At 61.2% G+C, this 16,912-nt stretch carries 13 protein-coding genes; 10 read left to right on the top strand and 3 right to left on the bottom strand.

What is annotated here, in order from left to right; all coding sequences use genetic code 11:
• The first annotated feature begins 5 nt into the window (after positions 1 to 5).
• The 5 genes from IC235_RS15695 (at position 6) to IC235_RS15715 (ending at position 3,530) form a co-directional block, all read left to right on the top strand.
• The gene (locus IC235_RS15695) at positions 6 to 377 is read left to right on the top strand and encodes a DUF4783 domain-containing protein (protein WP_191006140.1); all 372 of its coding nucleotides are present in this window, start codon (positions 6 to 8) and stop codon (positions 375 to 377) included.
• A 166-nt stretch (positions 378 to 543) separates the two neighbouring features.
• The gene (nadC, locus tag IC235_RS15700) at positions 544 to 1,410 is read left to right on the top strand and encodes a carboxylating nicotinate-nucleotide diphosphorylase (RefSeq protein ID WP_317173592.1); all 867 of its coding nucleotides are present in this window, start codon (positions 544 to 546) and stop codon (positions 1,408 to 1,410) included.
• 135 nt (positions 1,411 to 1,545) lie between these two features.
• Complete coding sequence (locus IC235_RS15705) at positions 1,546 to 2,169, top strand: YcxB family protein (RefSeq protein WP_191006142.1); 624 nt, start codon at positions 1,546 to 1,548, stop codon at positions 2,167 to 2,169.
• Positions 2,170 to 2,279: 110 nt separating this feature from the next.
• Positions 2,280 to 2,645 carry a hypothetical protein gene (locus tag IC235_RS15710; protein WP_191006143.1) on the top strand — a complete coding sequence of 122 codons (366 nt, stop codon included), beginning with the start codon at positions 2,280 to 2,282 and terminating at the stop codon, positions 2,643 to 2,645.
• 135 nt (positions 2,646 to 2,780) lie between these two features.
• Positions 2,781 to 3,530, top strand: coding sequence for a ZIP family metal transporter (locus IC235_RS15715; protein ID WP_191006144.1), 750 nt, complete (start codon positions 2,781 to 2,783; stop codon positions 3,528 to 3,530).
• 22 nt (positions 3,531 to 3,552) lie between these two features.
• Here IC235_RS15715 and IC235_RS15720 read toward each other — a convergent pair whose 3' ends face one another.
• Positions 3,553 to 3,882, bottom strand: a complete 330-nt coding sequence (locus tag IC235_RS15720) for a chaperone modulator CbpM (RefSeq protein ID WP_191006145.1) — start codon at positions 3,880 to 3,882, stop codon at positions 3,553 to 3,555.
• Between the two features lie 97 nt (positions 3,883 to 3,979).
• Complete coding sequence (locus IC235_RS15725; RefSeq protein ID WP_191006146.1) at positions 3,980 to 4,915, bottom strand: DnaJ C-terminal domain-containing protein; 936 nt, start codon at positions 4,913 to 4,915, stop codon at positions 3,980 to 3,982.
• A gap of 389 nt (positions 4,916 to 5,304) precedes the next feature.
• Here IC235_RS15725 and IC235_RS15730 point away from each other — a divergent pair, with 389 nt between their 5' ends.
• From IC235_RS15730 to IC235_RS15740, 3 genes are all read left to right on the top strand, one after another.
• Complete coding sequence (locus tag IC235_RS15730; RefSeq protein WP_191006147.1) at positions 5,305 to 5,805, top strand: DUF6799 domain-containing protein; 501 nt, start codon at positions 5,305 to 5,307, stop codon at positions 5,803 to 5,805.
• Positions 5,806 to 5,875: 70 nt separating this feature from the next.
• Positions 5,876 to 5,998 (top strand): helix-turn-helix transcriptional regulator, encoded by a 123-nt coding sequence (locus IC235_RS22510; protein ID WP_317173593.1) that lies wholly within the window; start codon positions 5,876 to 5,878, stop codon positions 5,996 to 5,998.
• Between the two features lie 246 nt (positions 5,999 to 6,244).
• Positions 6,245 to 7,621, top strand: coding sequence for a lysophospholipid acyltransferase family protein (locus IC235_RS15740; RefSeq protein ID WP_191006148.1), 1,377 nt, complete (start codon positions 6,245 to 6,247; stop codon positions 7,619 to 7,621).
• 279 nt (positions 7,622 to 7,900) lie between these two features.
• Here the strand turns inward: IC235_RS15740 and chrA are convergent, their stop codons facing one another.
• Positions 7,901 to 9,145, bottom strand: a complete 1,245-nt coding sequence (gene chrA / locus IC235_RS15745; protein ID WP_191006152.1) for a chromate efflux transporter — start codon at positions 9,143 to 9,145, stop codon at positions 7,901 to 7,903.
• A gap of 1,086 nt (positions 9,146 to 10,231) precedes the next feature.
• On the opposite strand from chrA, the gene IC235_RS15750 reads away from it, so the two are divergent.
• Together IC235_RS15750 and IC235_RS15755 are read left to right on the top strand one after the other, a co-directional pair.
• A complete protein-coding gene (locus IC235_RS15750) occupies positions 10,232 to 13,906 on the top strand; it encodes an RHS repeat domain-containing protein (RefSeq protein ID WP_223847340.1) in 3,675 nt (1,224 codons plus the stop codon).
• 43 nt (positions 13,907 to 13,949) lie between these two features.
• A partial coding sequence (locus tag IC235_RS15755; RefSeq protein WP_223847341.1) for a DUF6443 domain-containing protein occupies positions 13,950 to 16,912 on the top strand: 2,963 nt, incomplete at its 3' end.

The following is a 16,912-nucleotide window of genomic DNA, read 5'->3' on the forward strand; positions in this document are numbered from 1 at the left end:
TATTCTTGAGTTGGCTGGTCTTGGTCGGAACGGTCGTGGCTCACGCCCAATCCGATAACCTGGGGGCGGTTCGCTCGGCTATGCGAAACGGTTCTTCCCGTGAATTATCGCAATACTTTTCCCCAACGGTTGAAGTAGGCTTCGATGGCGATAAGCAGAGCTACAACGCGACCCAGGCGGAGCTCGTCATCAAGAATTTCTTTGCCAAGAACCCGCCGAGCAGCTTTGATTTTATTCACCAGGGCGAAAGCAAGGAAGGCATCCAATACGCCATTGGCCGTTACACCAGCGCGAATGGCACGTACCGGGTTTTCGTAAAGCTGAAACCCTCGCGCGAGGCTCCGCTGATTGATACCCTGGATTTCACCAAAGAATAATTCTCGCTCTACCAGCGCAACCCCAAAGCCCCGCCAGTTTCGGCGGGGCTTTTTTGTGCGGTTGAGAGGCGGCCAGGGGCTCTTTCACCCAGGGGCTAGCCAGCTTATGATAGGCAAGGCCCCTGGCGGGCTTTATTGGCAAAGGCAAGGGCCGTACCTTTGCTCCGTGCAACTCCCTACTGCTTCCTATCTCACGCCCGAAGCCCTCACTACCTTCATCCGCCTGGCCCTGGCCGAGGATGTGGGCGACGGCGACCATTCGGCACTCTCTTCGATTCCGGCCGAGGCCCGCAACCGGGCCCACCTCCTGGTAAAGGGTGAGGGCATCCTGGCTGGCATGGCCCTGGCCCCGCTGGTTTTCGAGGAAGTCGACCCAACCCTGCAATTTACCCCCCTGCTTCATGATGGCGCAGCCGTGAAACCCGGCGACATAGCCTTCACCGTCGAGGGCCCCGCGCGTAGCATTCTTACGGCCGAGCGCCTGGTAATCAACTGTATGCAGCGCATGAGCGGCATTGCTACTTATACCGCCCACCTGAACACGCTCCTGGCCGGCACCAAGGCTCAGCTGCTGGACACCCGCAAAACCACGCCCAACTTCCGCATCTGCGAGAAGTGGGCGGTGCTCATCGGCGGCGGCGTGAACCATCGCTACGGGCTGTTCGACATGATTATTCTGAAAGACAACCACGTCGACTACGCCGGGGGGGTGGCCCAGGCCATTGCCGCGACGCACGCTTACTTGGCGAAAACCGGCCGGCAGCTGCCCATCGAAATCGAAACCCGCTCATTGGCCGAGGTGCAGCAGGCCCTCGACGCGGGCGGAATCGACCGCATCATGCTCGACAACATGAGCCCCGACCAGCTCCGCGAGGCCGTCGCCCTCATCGGTGGGCGCTACCCGACCGAGGCCAGTGGCGGAATTACCGAGCAAACCATTGGCGAGGTAGCCCGTACCGGCGTCGACTACATCTCCGTGGGTGCTCTCACTCATTCAGTAAAGAGCTTGGATTTGAGCTTAAAGGCCTATTGAAAAGAATGTGAAAATGTGGATAATGTACTGGGATGTGAAGATGTGGTGTTTCGTAAGCGCCTGCTTTATACATCCAGGTAGCCAGCCGGCTCATTTTCACATTTCAACACATCATCACATTTTCACACTATTACCGTGAACCAACCCAACCAACGTGGCGGCGGCGGCGGATTCCGCCAGGCACAGCAGGCGTCGCCGCTGGCCATTCGCACCAAGAAAACCCAGTTCGACACCAATACCTACACCCGGCTGGCCATGGCCGAAGTGTGGAAGAAGGATTGGAAGTACGCCCTGATTCCGTTTGCCCTGGGGCTGCTGCCGGCCGTCTTCGTGCATTCGTGGTGGTGGCTGGTGCTGGCCGTGGTGCTCACGGTGCTGTTCGTCCTGTTTCGCTCGGCCCAGGTAACGGGCGTGACGCAAATGGAGCAGAGCAAGCCCCTGTTCGAGCGTATGAGCTTTGAGATGGACAATAAGCAGCTGCTCTTGCGCGTGGGGCCCGAAAAGGCCATGCAGCTGACCTGGGATATGATTGCCCGCGCCCGCCGCGATGCCGACGCCTATTTGCTGTACCTAAAACCCGGCACGCCGCCCGAGGGCATGGCCTCGTGGCGCCAGTGGATGGCCCGCACGTTCGACGTGCCGGTGTTTTTACATTTGCCCGTGCGCATCTTCAATTCGCCCAACGACTTGAAGCTGTTTGAGGCCCTGCTCCGCCGCAAAAGCCTGTTGCCGGCCGAGGCCGGGGCGACAACGGTTTAGCCCGGTAGTCGGTATTAAGCAGTCGGTCGTTGGGTTAGATTGCCCCGCCGGCTGGGCGCCGTTGAGGCCGCCGCTCGTTGAATTTTATTTTCCCGCTAACTCACATTCTGATGAAATTGACCCACCCTTTGCTCCTGGCCGTTGCCGCGGCCGCGCTGGCGCTAACTTCCTGCAGCAGCGAGCCTTCCGACTGGCGCCCCGACGATAAAGTGTCGCTCGACATGGTTGCGCCCGGCACCCGCCCCAGCGACAATTTCGACCAGAACACGGCTTACGCCCCCAACCAGGCCAAAGGCGGAGCCATCACCAAGCCGGTTAGCTCGGCGGCCGACCTGGACGAGCGGCCCGCCCCTTCGGCGGAGTCGGCCATTACGGCCAACGCCGAGGAAGGCATGCGCAAGCGTGGCCAACTGAACGACGCCGGCAAATCAACCCAGGCCGATACGGCCGCGAACGGCCACCAGATTCAGCGCTAAGCCGGTGGTACTGCCGCGGGCTGGTTTAAGCGGCAGCTTATTGAAGGAAGCAGGCGAAACGAAGCACCAAGAAGTTGGCCGGGCGGCTGATTGCTTGGTGCTTCGTTTCGCCTGCTTCGTTCTTCATTTTTTCTCATGGGTTTTGCTATTTTTCTACTGCTGCTCACGGTACTGGGGGCGGGGGCCGCGGCCGCCCGGGTGTCGGTGGCCCGGGGCAGCCAGTTGCTGAAGCCTCTGCTGGCTTTCAGCGGGGCGTATCTGTTTACGCTCACTATCACGCACATTCTGCCCGAAGCCCTGCAGCTGCTGCCCAACCACCCCGAGCGGGTGGGGTATTGGGTGTTGGCCGGTTTTTTTGGGCAGCTCCTGCTCGAAGTGCTTTCGCAGGGTGTGGAGCACGGGCACGTGCACCACGAGGCCGCCCACGGCCCCAACGCTCCGGTGGGCCGCGTACCCTTTCTGCTGCTGGCGGCGCTAGTGGTTCATTCCCTGCTGGAAGGCAGCATTCTGGTCCGGACCCCGGCCGTGGGGCAGATGAGCCAGAATTTTTACGCCATCGTGGTGGGAGTAGCCCTGCACCACGTGCCGGCCGCTTTTGCGCTGGCAACGCTGCTCCGCCTACGGCTCGGCCGCTTTAGCCGGGTGTGGCCCTGGCTGCTGGTGTTCGCGCTGGCTTCGCCGGTGGGTATTGTCGTTAGCAACTACGTGGTGCTGGCAGAGCTGCTGCGCGACGGGTTCTACGCGGCCCTGCTGGGGTTGGTAGCCGGCAATTTCCTGCATGTGTCCACCACCATCCTGTTCGAAACCAGCCCTGAGCACCGCCTAAACTGGCCCAAGCTTGGCGCCACCCTGGCGGGCCTGCTACTGGCCTTGATGGTAGCGTAAGCTGTAGTTGGCTGAGCCAGCCTCACGAGGTAAATTCCAACAAGGGGCCGCCACCATGCAGAAAATCCTCCAACTGGCGGGCGCGGGCCGTTTCGTAGGCCAGCGTGGCTTGCAGCTGCACCAGCCGTCGGCGCATGGTCAGAATGACCTCGAGCGCTTCGGCGGGAAGGTCCAGCTCCTGGTGAAGGCGAGCCAGGCGGGGCAGGTCGTCGGGCTCGTCCACGATGACGGTTTCGGGCGCGGGGGCCGGGCGCAGCAAGCCGGCCTGCAGGAACTCGTGCACGGCGGTGGGGGCGAGGCCGTAGCGAGCGGAACATTCCTGGAAAGTAAGAGTAAGAACGTGCGTTTCCATGGTAGTCAAGGTATTAAAACGTGGTTCTGACAAGCGTGGTCAGTTTCCCGACTATTGCGCCCGGGTTGCGGAATAGCTGCGGGCTGACGGCGGGCGGCTACTCAAGCCCCGGGCGGAGGGCGGCCAACTGCCGAATTAATTCTTTTTCCTGTTCGGTAAGATGCTGGGGCAGCGTTAGGTTCAGGCGCAAGTACAGGTCGCCGAACTGGCCGGGCTGCTTGTACACGGGAAAGCCTTTGCCCCGCAGCCGCACCCGGGTGCCGTTCTGGGTTTCGGGCTTGAGCTTGATTTTGACGGGTCCGCTAAGGGTTTCCACGGTGTGCTCGCCCCCCAGCAACGCCTTGTAGATGCTCACGGGCACGTCCTGAGTCAGGTCGTCGCCGGTGCGGGCGTAGCGGGCATCGGGCCGGATCCGGAAGGTGATGAGCAGCGAGCCGTTCGGCCCACCGTTGCGCCCCGGCCCGCCCTGGTCGCGCAAGCGGATGGTTTGCCCGTCGGCCACCCCGGGCTGAATGGTCAGGCGCAGGTTTTTGCCATTCACGGTGATCGTGCGCGGGCCCCCGTGGTAGGCCTCTTCCAGACTCAGCTCCAGCTCGGCCTGGTAGTCGGCCCCCGCCCCGGGCCGGCTGCTGCCCGGCCGCCCCCCGCCCATGTTGCCAAACAGCGAGCTGAAGAAATCGGAGAAGTCCTCGCCCTGGCCGAACGGACTGCCTTCGGCAAAGCCGCCCCCGCTCGGCCGGTACTGGTCCCAGTCGAAGCCCCCGCCGGGCTGGCCGCCGCGGCCCGCGGCACCGGGCTGTTGCTGGTAGCGCTGCCAGTCGGCCCCGAACTGGTCGTACTTCTTACGCTTCTCGGGGTCGCTGAGTACCTCGTGAGCTTCGTTTATCTCCTTGAATTTCTGCTCCGCGCTCTTATCGTTCGGGTTAACATCGGGGTGGTGCTGACGGGCCAGCTTCCGGTACGCTTTTTTGATTTGCTCGGCGGTAGCCGTCTTATCTACGCCCAACGCCTTATAATAGTCTTTGTAGTCCACTTTGCAGATGTTGAGTTTAAGTTCTAGAAAGCAAGTACGCTCGCCAGCGGATAGGCCGGTGAGTAACGATAACGGAGTTCGTAACTCTCCCGGCTGGGTATGCCGCTCCCCCAGCGGCTGATTGGTGACCAAGCCGTTGGAGATGGCTGGAACCTGAAAGGTAGGTCGCGCGGAACGGGCCACCCCAAAGCCGGGTTCTGCCACTGGAGACTGGCGTGTTTTATTGAACGCAAGCCCGATTGGAAAGTTAGTCTCCCGAGCTTTTGTATTTTCGGCCCTGAATTTGCCACCACACCGGCATTGTGGTACTAAACAATGTCGCGGAGCTGGCAATTTATGCCGGGATAGCTTTTCGGGCTAATTTTAACTATTTAACTTTTGACTATTCCATGAAAATCCGCATTCTTCTTAACGGTATTCTGACCGTGACCCTGCTGGGCGCTGTCACGGCGCAAGCGCAGACGCGGGTTCCGGCGCGCCGGGCCGGCAGCGTGGCTCCGAAGCCTCGTCAAGCGGCCACTGGTACAGGGCTCAAGGACGGCTTGATCATGGAAAAAGGCCGGGTCATGCTAACCGAGATGGGCATCACCAACCCCCTCACTGCCGACAAAAAGCTGATTAATGGTACCACCATCACCCCAACGGGGCTGGTGACGGCCCCCGATGGTACCACTACTCAAATGAACGAAGGCGACGTGGCGTCGCTTACCGGCCGCGTTACCACCCGCACGGCCATCGCGGAAGCCGACAGCCTGCTAAAAATCAAGACCTTCGACTTAAAATACCCAGGCAAGCGCAAGAAGATGGCGGAAGAGGCTGAGCGAAAAGCCAAAGCTAAAGCCAAGCGCGAAGAGGAGAAGGCCAAAGCCAGAGCCAAGCGCAAGAAATAATCGGGTAGGCCGCATATCGCCGACCCGAATCACCACTACCAGCAGAGGGCTGCCTGGGGTACGTATCAACGTGGAAAGAGCCAAACGCAACCTTTCCCAGGCCGACCTGGCTTACCGTATTGACGTATCCCGCAAGACAATCAATACCATCGAAACCGGTCGCTTCATCCCTCCTACGCTGATTGCCTACTGATTGCCTACTGATTGCCCAGGAATTTGCCCTTCCCGTCGAGCAGCTACTTCAATTGCGGGGGCAGGCAACCGAGACGGGCTAAGCCCCCAGGTGCCGAGCGGAAAGCCCGGCGAAATAAGTAGCGCCGTTGCCCCGGCTAATTGCCGCTCCACCTCCGGGTTTAGCGGCAATTACTTTTAGGGCGGGCCGCTGATACGGCCGCACTGGCTGCGTCCCTACCTTAGCGGACCTAATACCTCTCGGCCCATGCTCTTTTACATCGTTGTTAAGCCTTTGGTGCAAGTCGCTCTGCGGGTGTTTTTTCGGCGCATCGAAATTCGGCACCGCGAGCGCTTGTCGTTGCCCGGCCCGCTGCTGTTCGCCGGCAACCACCCCAACACGCTGATGGACCCGTTGCTGGTGGCCAGCAACCGCCACCAGCCGGTAGCGTTTCTGGCCAAGAGCACGTTTTTTACCAACCCCCTGGTCCGGGCCATTATGGAATCGGGCAATTCAATTCCCATCTACCGGCGGCAGGACGCTGAAATTGGCGCGGCCCCGGCCGACCCGGCTCAACTCGCGGCCCAAAACGAAGCTTCTTTCGGCCGTTGCTACGACTACCTGGGCCGGGGCGGCAGCATCATGATTTTTCCGGAGGGTACCAGCGTGAGCGAGCGCCGGCTGCGGCCCCTCAAGACCGGTGCGGCCCGCATTGCCCTGGGGGCCGAAGCCCGGCACCAGTTCCGGCTAGGGCTGAAAGTGGTGCCCGTCGCCACGAATTACTTCGACCCCTCACGCTTTCGCTCGGATGTGCTGCTGATCGTGGCCCCACCCATCGTGGTAGCCGACTACGCCGAGCGCTACGCCGCCGACCCCAACGACGCGGCTGACCAGCTCACCAACGCCATTCGGGAAGCCCTGGAGCACCGCCTCGTCATCACGCGCGACGCGGCCGAAGACGCCTTCGTGCAGCAGGTTGAGCGAACCTTTGGCGACCACCTCAACCCCGACGACGACCCGGAAACCCTTTACGATAACTTCCAGCTAAGCCAAACGCTGCTTCAGGCCCTGGCGTGGTTCGAGCAACATTTACCCGCTCAGCTGGTGGCCATGCGCCTGCAGTTTCAAGCCTATCTGGAAGCGTTGCGCCGCTATAACCTCACCGACCAAGCCCTGGACGGGCAGCGGCGTGGCAGCATCGCGGGCCTGCTCAACCTGGTGCTGGGCGTACCCCTGTGGGTCTACGGCGTGCTCAACAACTATCTGCCCTACATTCTGCCCTCGCTGGTAGCCCAGCGGGCCACCAAGGACGTAGAGTTTGTGGCGCCCATTATGCTGGTAGTGGGCATACTAACCTTCCCGCTGGCCTACACGCTACAGGCCGCGGTGGTGCAACACTGGCTCACCCACGACTGGCGCCTGACCGCCCTCTACGTGCTCAGCCTGCCCTTTGCCGGGTTTTACGCCCTGAGCTACTGGAACACCCTGGCCGCCCGTCTCGAACGGCTGCGCGCCCTGCGCCTGTTTCGGCGGGATCCGGCCCTGGGCCAGGAGCTGTTGCGGCAACGGGCGGCCCTGGTGGCGCAGCTATCCGAGGCCCGCACGGCCTATCTGGCCCGGCAAGCCGACAGCGCGCAAGGCTAGGCAGCCGTTTTCGTTCGCTTTTAGAACTTAGAACCTAGAGCGGAGAACTTAGACCGAAGCACGGAGCCGGCTTGGAGTTAAAAAAGCGTGTTCTGAGCTCTAGGTTCTGAGTTCTATCTTTCTCCGTGCTAACGCAGCAACCGTCGAAGCAGCTAATGCCAACAGCTGCTAAAAAACGGACCCGGAGGTAGTTATTACAAGTAGCCAGCCACCTCCTCGGCTCCGGGAGGGAACGGCCTATTTCCGCCCTCACAATCGCTGCCTCGACTGCGCTCCGCCTCACCCCAGCAAGGCTCCCGCCGCCAGCGCAATGCTGATGATGACTACCGAGGGCACTTTTTCCCAGAGCAGCAACAAAAACGTAGAGCCCACCAGCAGCGGGTTCAGGGGCAGGGTATTGATAGGCCCCAGGTGAAAGGGCAAATCGAGCAGGCGGTAAGGCAGTGGATGGTAGAGCAGGAAGGTGGCGGCGCACACCAGCCCGGCGCTCACCGCGTTGATGCCCTCCAAAGAAGCTTGTACCACCCGATACTGCCGCAGCCGGTCCCAGAACCGAATCGCGAAGAATATCAGGAAGGTGCCCGGTAGAAAGATGCCCGCCGCCCCGACCAGGGCACCCACCACCTGCAGGCTGGTGCCGCCCGCCGGCCGCATGGCCAGCGCGCCAATGTAGGCTGCAACGGAAAAATTTGGCCCCGGCATGGCTTGCACCAGCCCTAGCCCGGATAGGAACTCCGGCCCGGTGACGTAGTGCTTGAACTCCACGAACTCGGCGTAGAGTAGGGGGGCCAGTACCTGCCCACCCCCGAATACGAGCGAGCCGTTCCGGTAGAAATTCTCGAACAGCCGCACCGGCAACAGCTGCGTATAGTGCCCTAGCGCGGCCGCTCCTACCAGGATGCCCAGCCACAGCAAGAAGTTGGACCACTCGATGCGCAGCGGCTTTTTCTCCTGAATGATGGCGTGCCGGCGGTAGCGCACCGTCGTAACGGCGCCCCCGGCCAGCAGTAGCAGCGGCAGCATCCAGGGCAGCTGAAAAAAATACGCCAGCATGGCGGCGGCCACCATCAGGGCCACGGAGGTTTTAGTGTGGATAACTTTTTGAGCGATGCGGTAGGCCGAAAACGCCACGAACCCCACCGCCACGGGTTGCACAAACTGCACCAGCCCGCTTACCCGGACGGGGTCGAGGTGGCTAAGGGTGAGGCCAGCCAGGGTCATTAGCGTTACGGCCGGTGTTATCCAAACCAGCAGGGTGAGGTAGGCCAGGTTGGGCCCGCCCAACCGAAAGCCAATAACCGTAATGGTTTGGGTAGAGGTAGGCCCCGGCAGCAGGGCGCACAGCGCTTGCAGCTCCAGCAGCTCGGCGGTGCTAATGTAGCGGCGCTTGTCGACCAGGAGCCGGAACATCAGCGCCAGATGCGCTTGTGGCCCACCAAATGCCGTGAGAGCCAGCAGCGCCACATCTTTTAGAAAGATAATGCCCCGCACCCGGCGCGTGCGCGTGCCCGAACGGCGGGGCAGCGGAGTAAGCGAAACCTGGTCAGGGGGCGAAGAAATGGGTTGCACGGTAGGTAACAGCGGCCTGGAATCGAAGGTAAAGCAAACGAGCAAGTCTGCGATAGCAATTTACGGGGTATTTCCTCGTGCAGTCGGCGCTTAATTCGTCCTCAGCCTTTACGCGGATCGGGGCCAGACGCCTCAAATTATTTTGGTAATGACTTATAGCAGTTTATCCGCCGGTTTGTTGGTTTTATACCTCTGTAATTGTGGCACAAGAACATCGAGAAAATACGCTCTGGGGATAATTTAAGCGTAAATTCCGCTCCGGGGCTATCAGTGTTTCCCAACTATCTCAGCCTTCTCCTCTTGTTTGCCATTGAAATACCATAATGAGCGAAGCATCCTGCTTACCTGATTCAGGTACTGCTACGGGCAAGCCACCGGCTTCGCCCTCAGCTTGATGCGCGGCCTACTTGGCAGAGTGGGTGGATGAGTTCTCCAGTACCTGCTGAGTGGTGGCGAGAGAACCATCGAAGCAATTGAAGCGAAAAAGAGTCGTAATGAAAAACATCTTGCTGGTTGAGTGCGGGCTAAAGGCGTAAGATAAATTTTATCTGAAATTATAACATTCATTCCCAGTCTAATAAAGTCTGTCTTTATAAAACTTTGGCTTTAATTATTTAAATTATTTTGATACAATATTAACTGTCTCTTATCTTGCGATTACTAATCCAGGTTTCCGCTCGGGGCAGTATTTCTCCGCTCAGATACGTGACTAGTCATGCTATTGATCGGGTTGCTATTTGCTGTTTCCGTGGCGTTTCCCTGCCGCCTTGAGGCGACGGGTGGTTCCCGATACTTCTCGGGTGGAAGGTGCTGGAATTACACCTGCTTTTGCATGGCGGTGCGCCAGTTTCTGGCCCAGCCTAATTTCTGTTGCGCTTTCAAGGCAGTAGTCCTGTCTCTTCTTCTCTTAAAGGCACATCGTAATGCAGTATTCGCAGAAGGCAATGCGGGCGCTGCACGTCTGCATCAGGTAAGTAGCTCAAGTTGAGCCATCGACAGCTGCATTGCCTTTGCTTCCTGAAAACATATAATTCGCCTGCTATGAATTCTAACTTGTACCTGAAGCACCATGTAAAAAGCCTTGTTGCAAGGGGGCTCTTTTTCATTCTGATACTGCTTAGTGGGCAATTGACCGCCCTGGCTCAGCAGAGCGGTAGCCCACCCGTGGCCGGAAAACTATCCGTCACTCCCCCTAGTCCGACGGTGGCCGCGCTGGAACGAGCCGGCAGTGTGCCTGTGAGCTACTACACGGGGTTGCCCGATGTGTCAGTTCCGCTGTATAAAATACAGTCTGGCTCCATAAGTCTACCGATTGCCCTCAGTTACCACGCTTCGGGATTGCGCGGACATGACCCGGGTGGGTGGGCAGGTATTGGCTGGAGCCTCGCCGTTGGGGGCACGATTAGCCGAACGGTGCATGGACGCCCCGACGAAGATCATACAGGCTATTGGAACATAGCAAGGCAAGCGAGAGGCATTGGGGCCTTACCTTGCCAGCCGGGGCCGGGCAAGCACCTGCTGTTCGAACAGTGTGCTGCTGGTACCTATGACTTAGAGCCCGACGTGTTCTCCTACAACTTTGCTGGCTACTCCGGTTCTTTTGTCATCGACACCGTAGGCCGTAAAGTGCTAATGCCTTATCGCGCGCTTCGCATCGAAGGAGGTCAGGTAACTTCATGGGGGGCCCTCACCCCTTTTAAAGTGACGACCGAGGACGGCACCCAATATCTTTTCGAGGAAGCGGAAGTAACCACTCCGGGCGAATCAGATAGCTACGTTTCCAGTTGGCACTTGACGCGCATTGTGCCATTACATGGCGCAAGCGTGAGGCTTACCTATAGCAGCGGACCTAGCATTAACCAAAATTCGAGCACAGAAGAGCTGTCCGAAATAAGCACAATGTGCGCCGGTATCTTGCCCATAAGTGTAAGCCACGGAACGAGTAACTCAAGCGTCAGCATTGCGCCTAAGACCGTCCAGAGCATTACGTGGGCGGGAGGGCAGGCACTCTTTTTCGCATCGGAGCGGTTGGCTAATGGAACGAAGCTGGATTCCGTTCGCGTGCAGGACTTTCAGGGCCATCTCATCAAGCGCTTTCGCTTTGCCTACGCGCAGAATTCTAACTCATTTCACCAGCTCTTATTGACGCAAGTGCAAGAATTGGCGGTGGGTGGCCAGCCAGGCAAGCCGCCGTATCGGTTCTATTACGATTCTTTTACTTCACAATATGAAGTTACTCCCCAAAATGAGGTGTTTTCGGCAGATCTCAATCCTTATGCCATCGACTATTGGGGCTTTTGCAACGGGGCTAATAACACCTCACTGCTGCCAGAGCGGTATGTTCCCGTGATCGGAACGCCCGCATTTACGCTAATGCCGGGGGACCGTGCCCCAAACCTGGCAGCCTGCCGGAAATGGGCCCTAACGAGAATGGTGTACCCGACAATGGGATACACCACGTTTGAATACGAATTAAACGAGTACGGATTTGAAGAAGGCCGCTCGTTGCCTTCCCAGGTTGTACTGGGCCCTTCACACTCCGTCGGTTTATCAACGACATGCCGGTATCAGGCGCCAGGAAATACTATTTCCTGCCCGGGCACGGGGGGGACAAGAACTTTTCGTATTCCGGCGCGGCAGCGCATTCGCGTAGATTGGGGTAGTCACAGTCCGTTCTTTACCGACCAGGACGGGACCGAACAAGGGCCGCGGCTTACGTTGCAAGGTCCCAACTCGGCTACGCGATTTGGCCCGTTTATTAGTAGGTATGTTACTGGGCGTAACTGCAACGCTTCTGGGTGCACTTACACCCAGTATTATGACGTGGAGCCGGGGCTTTATACCCTGGAGGCAAGTGTCGCACCGCCCGAGATTGCTGGCAGTGCTTACATTTCCGTAACGTATCGCGACAGTATTGGGACTTCTCCCAACTTGCCAGCGGGCGGACTTCGCATCAAGCGCATCACCGACAACCCCACCGGCCAACCCGCTAGGGAGATGAGCCGCATTTTTTCCTATACGATGGCCGCCGACCCGGCCCGTTCAAGCGGGTGCTTGGTTAGCCCGCTACCGACGTATTACTACAACTTTCAGCACGATATCCCAGGAATGTGCGATGACACGGGCGGGGGCGGTACGGGCGGGAACGGTAGTCCAGGGTCTTTTATTATCCAATACATCAAAGTATATTCGACGGCCAGCCTCACTCAACCGGGCATGACGCAGGGAGCTTTCGTGGGATACCGGGAAGTAACCGTGACTAATGTCGATGATTCTAATCCGGGTAAGTCTGTTTACACCTTTACGTCGGCTTATGAATACCCCGATGAAGGCAGCAGCGGTTTTCCGTACGCGTCCCGCACTAGCCACGACTACCAGCGCGGCTTGCTGTTGCGGGAAACGCACTACAAATACACAGACGGACAGTATGCCCCGGTTACGCAAACTGTTAATACCTATTCTAGGAATAGCCTTAGCGCGAACATTGCCCTGCTCAGCCTGGAGGGATGGAAGATCGGCTACTCCCGTCACAACGAGGTTTCGGCACCACTGGATTGTTTTGCGCGAAATCATATTCGTTACGAAACCGGTGGCCTGCTCCTGGCCCAAAGTGAAAAACGCTCTTTCGACAACACCGGGGCCGCGCATGTCAACACCACCCGCTACCAGTACGGCAACCCCGCATTTCCTCATTCCACGGCAGTAGAAACTATAACGGGGGCGGGCCAGAGTACGCTGCTTCGCCATCGCTACACTTTTGACTATGATACATTGAGCGCAAACTCCGGCAACCAAATGGCTAGCGTGCTGCGCCTGCTGCGTCGCCGGCATGCACTACTGCCGTTGGAGGAACAGATGTGGAGGATTAACGGGAGCGATACAACGCTTGTCAAGGCTACCCTGACGACGTTTAACGCGCAGTTCTTGCCCAAAGCAACGCTCCAATTGCAGACAACGTCCCCCATTTCTTCCAGTACCTATTTACGGTCGGACATCCACAACGGGCTCTTTTCATACGATCCCCGGTTAACGCCGGAGACCGTCTTCGACCAATACGATGCCCTGGGAAATCTTCAGCAAGCGCACAGGGTTAACGGAAGCCCCACTAGCGTCCTGTGGGGCTATCAATCAACTCAGCCCTTGGCCGAAACCCAGGGGGCCACAACGCGACAGACCGCTTTTACCAGCTTTGAGCCGGATGCCCCAGGCAGGTTCAGCTACGATCCGGAGCAAGGGCTGAACCATCACCGGGTACCAGGCGGGCGGACCGGGCAGTGGGCTTACCGGCTGGACGGCAATCGGGCCATCTCGCGGGATTCACTGCCGCCGGGCACCTACGAGCTGTTGTTCTGGGCCCGAGCGCCCCAGCGCCCGTCCATCTATCAAAACGGCACCATTGAGGCAGAACACCTGGTTGCCGAAACGCCTAACGGCTGGCGACAATTTCGCCTCCGGCTACGCTTCGCGACCTTGGGCAGCCTTTCCCTCGACGCCTCCTCGGCCATGCCAGTGCTCGTTGATGAAGTGCGGCTGCACCCCGTGGAAGCTCAAATGACCAGCTACACTTACGACCCATTGGTAGGGATGACCTCACAAACGACACCCGATGGGCGCACCACGACCTATGAGTACGACGGGCTGGGCCGGCTCGTGCGCGCCCGCGACGAGCGGGGCCGGGTGCTCTCCCAGCAGCAGTACCACTACGCCGGTCAATAAGCCCGCGGGCTACTCTCCTTTTCGCCTCCTTTTGTTGATCGTTATGGCTCTTTTTTCCTCTTTCCTGCGCGCCGGTGGGCGCTTGGCGCGGATCGTTTTCGTGGCGCTGCTCGCGGCCCAGGGGGCGCGGGCCCAGGCTGGGCCGCCAGGCCAGGGCCTGGTGGCCGACACGACCGAGCTGCGGGTGCTGCGCCAGCTCTATTACGCCACTAACGGCCCGCAGTGGACCACCCGTACTAACTGGCTCACGGGCACTACCCTGGCCCAGGCCGCCACCTGGTACGGAGTGATGGTCAGCCAGGGCGACGTGACCCAGCTTGTGCTGAATAACAACGGCCTGCGCGGGCCCCTGCCGGCCGACCTGGGCCGGCTCACCCAGCTGGAGCTGCTGCAGCTGAGCCACAACCAGCTCACCGGCCCGCTGCCCGAGCCCTGGGGCGGGCTCACGGTCCTGGCCAACCTGAACCTGTCCTATAACGAACTCAGCGGAGACCTGCCCGCCGCCCTGAGCCAGTGTACGCGGCTCAACTACCTGGACCTGGCCCACAACCGCTTCACCGGCTCGCTGCGACCGCTCGTGGGCCTGGTCAACCTGGCGATCACCAACGAAAGCGACAACCAGTTCAGCGGGCCCCTGCCGGCCGAGCTGGGGCAATTGACGCAGCTCAATTATCTCTACCTGAGCAATAACCGCCTCAGCGGGCCGCTGCCTGCCACGCTTGGGGCCCAGAGCACCCTGTTCCACCTGACCCTGCACGGCAACCGGCTCTCGGGCACACTGCCAGCGGCCGTGCTTACCCGCCCGGCCCTGCGCCTGCTCACGCTGGCGGCCAACGAGCTGACCGGGGTCGAGGAGCTGGGCGGAGCCACGGGCCTGGCCGCTACCCTGGGCGTGCAGGACAACCGGCTGGACTTCGCCAGCCTCGAGCGCCTCTATCAAGGCCCGGGGCAGGCGCGGCTGAGCGACGCCGACGTGCGCTGGCAGCGGGCGCCGGAGCGGGTCGACACGGCCCGCTACCAGGCCGGGGGCCCGCTCGTGCTGGACGTGGGCCCCTCGGCTGCGCGGCAGGTGTACCGCTACCAGTGGCAGCGGCTGGTGGCCGGGGAGTGGGTGAGCATGCCCGGCGATACGCTGGCTAGCAAGCGCTGGGAAGTGGCCACGGCCGCCGAGCAGGGCTTCTACCGCCGGGCCGAGCACAACCGCTGGTTCACCAACGGAGCCCTGGCCCCGACCGAGCTCTACTCGGTGCTGGTCTATGCCGACCTGCTGCCCTACATCCCGCTGGCCCGCAACCGCCCTGACGACGCCAACCAGCACGAGGCGCTGGCTACGCCCCCGCCCGCCACCGACGCGACGGCCCGGCCCCTGGCCGACGTGAACTTCGTGCGCACGTGGACCCCGCGCGAGGCGCTGACCGACTCGAGTCGGGTGCCGCGGGCCCCGGTGGACTCGGTGGCCATGCGCACGGTGTACCTCGACGGGCTGGGGCGGCCCGTGCAGACGGTGCAGCACCGGGCCTCGCCCCAGCGGCGGGACCTGGTCCAGCCCCAGGCCTACGACGGGCTGGGCCGCGAGCCCCGCCAGTACCTGCCCTACCCGGCCGACCCGGCCCAGGCCACGGCCCAGGGCTATCACCCCCGGCCCCTGGCCGCGCAGCAAGCCTTCTACCTGCCCGGCCCGCTGGGCCCGCTGCCGGCCACCGACCCCACCCGGGGGGTGGCGCGCACGGGCGTGGCCTATGCCGAAACCTTATTCGAGCCCTCGCCCCTGAACCGGGTGGTAGCCCAAGCGGCGCCCGGCGAGGGCTGGCAGCTGACCAGCGGCCACGCTCAGCAGCGGCTGGAGCGGCCGAACACGGCCCAGGACTCGGTGCCGCGCTTTGTCCCGGGCTACGAGGCCCAGGACCGCAACCCCGGCTACCAGGGCTATTACGCTCCGGGGGAGTTGTGGGGCGTGCAAACCACCGACGAGCAGACCGGGCCCGGGGGCGGGGGCTACGCCACGATCGAGTGGAAGGATCAGCTCGGACAAACGGTGCTGCGCCAGGTGGAAGGGGCCCGCACCGGCAGCGGGGCCAGCCTGCGCTCGCGCTGGCTGCGCACGGCGTATGGCTACGACGACTTCGGCCATCAGCGCTACGTGCTGCCGCCCGAGGCTACTAAGCGCGTGCTGGCCCTGGGCAACCAGCCGGCCCCGCTGCCGGCTAGTGTTGCCCCCTTCCTGTTCCGCTACCGCTACGACGGCCGCGGTCGGCAAATCGCCAAGCAGGTGCCGGGCACGGACGGGGAGACGTGGGTGGTGTACGACCAACTGGACCGGGCGGTGCTGAGCCAGGACGCGGCCCAGCGGGGGCGGCGGGAGTGGAGCTGGAGCAAGTACGACGCGCTGGGCCGAGTCGTGCTCACCGGCCTGGTGATCCACGCCCAGACAGTGGACCGCGAGACGCTGCAGGCGCAGGCCGACGCCACCCCTGACGCGGCCCAGCAGTACGAGCAGCGCACGGCCAGCGCAGCGGCTTATCCTCATGCCTACACCACCGATCAGGCCTTCCCGCGCCTGGGCCGGCAGGGTTTCGGCCCCGGACAGGTGCTGACGGTGACCTACTACGACGACTATAACTTCGACCAGGACGCCCAGGGCACGGCCGACGTGGCCTACAACCCGAGCCTGGACGGGCAGTTCGCGGCGGCCACGGCCCCGGTGGCGGATGTGCTGCGCACCACGGGCTTGGTGACCCGCACCAAGACCCGGGTGCTGGGCGTGGAGGGGACGCAGGCGGGAGCGTGGCTGACGACGACCACCTTCTACGATGAGCGGGCCCGCCCCATCCAGGTGCAAAGCACCAACGCGCGGGGTGGGCTCGACCTGGTCACCACCCGCCTGAATTTCACGGGCCAGCCTCTGCAGACAGTGAGCGTACACCAGGGCCCGAACCACGCCCCCGTGCAAGTAGCTGAGTTCTTCAGCTACGACCACACGGGGCGGCTGGTGAACACGCGTCAGCA

The sequence above is a fragment of the Hymenobacter montanus genome (genome assembly GCF_014699115.1).
GTDB lineage: Bacteria > Bacteroidota > Bacteroidia > Cytophagales > Hymenobacteraceae > Hymenobacter > Hymenobacter montanus.

Excerpts from the sequence above, each read along its gene's own strand:
- IC235_RS15750 (WP_223847340.1), top strand. The coding sequence starts at position 10,232 with ATGAATTCTAACTTGTACCTGAAGCACCATGTAAAAAGCCTTGTTGCA.
- IC235_RS15720 (WP_191006145.1), bottom strand. The coding sequence starts at position 3,882 with ATGGAAACGCACGTTCTTACTCTTACTTTCCAGGAATGTTCCGCTCGC.
- IC235_RS15730 (WP_191006147.1), top strand. The coding sequence starts at position 5,305 with ATGAAAATCCGCATTCTTCTTAACGGTATTCTGACCGTGACCCTGCTG.
- IC235_RS15710 (WP_191006143.1), top strand. The coding sequence starts at position 2,280 with ATGAAATTGACCCACCCTTTGCTCCTGGCCGTTGCCGCGGCCGCGCTG.
- IC235_RS15715 (WP_191006144.1), top strand. The coding sequence starts at position 2,781 with ATGGGTTTTGCTATTTTTCTACTGCTGCTCACGGTACTGGGGGCGGGG.
- IC235_RS15740 (WP_191006148.1), top strand. The coding sequence starts at position 6,245 with ATGCTCTTTTACATCGTTGTTAAGCCTTTGGTGCAAGTCGCTCTGCGG.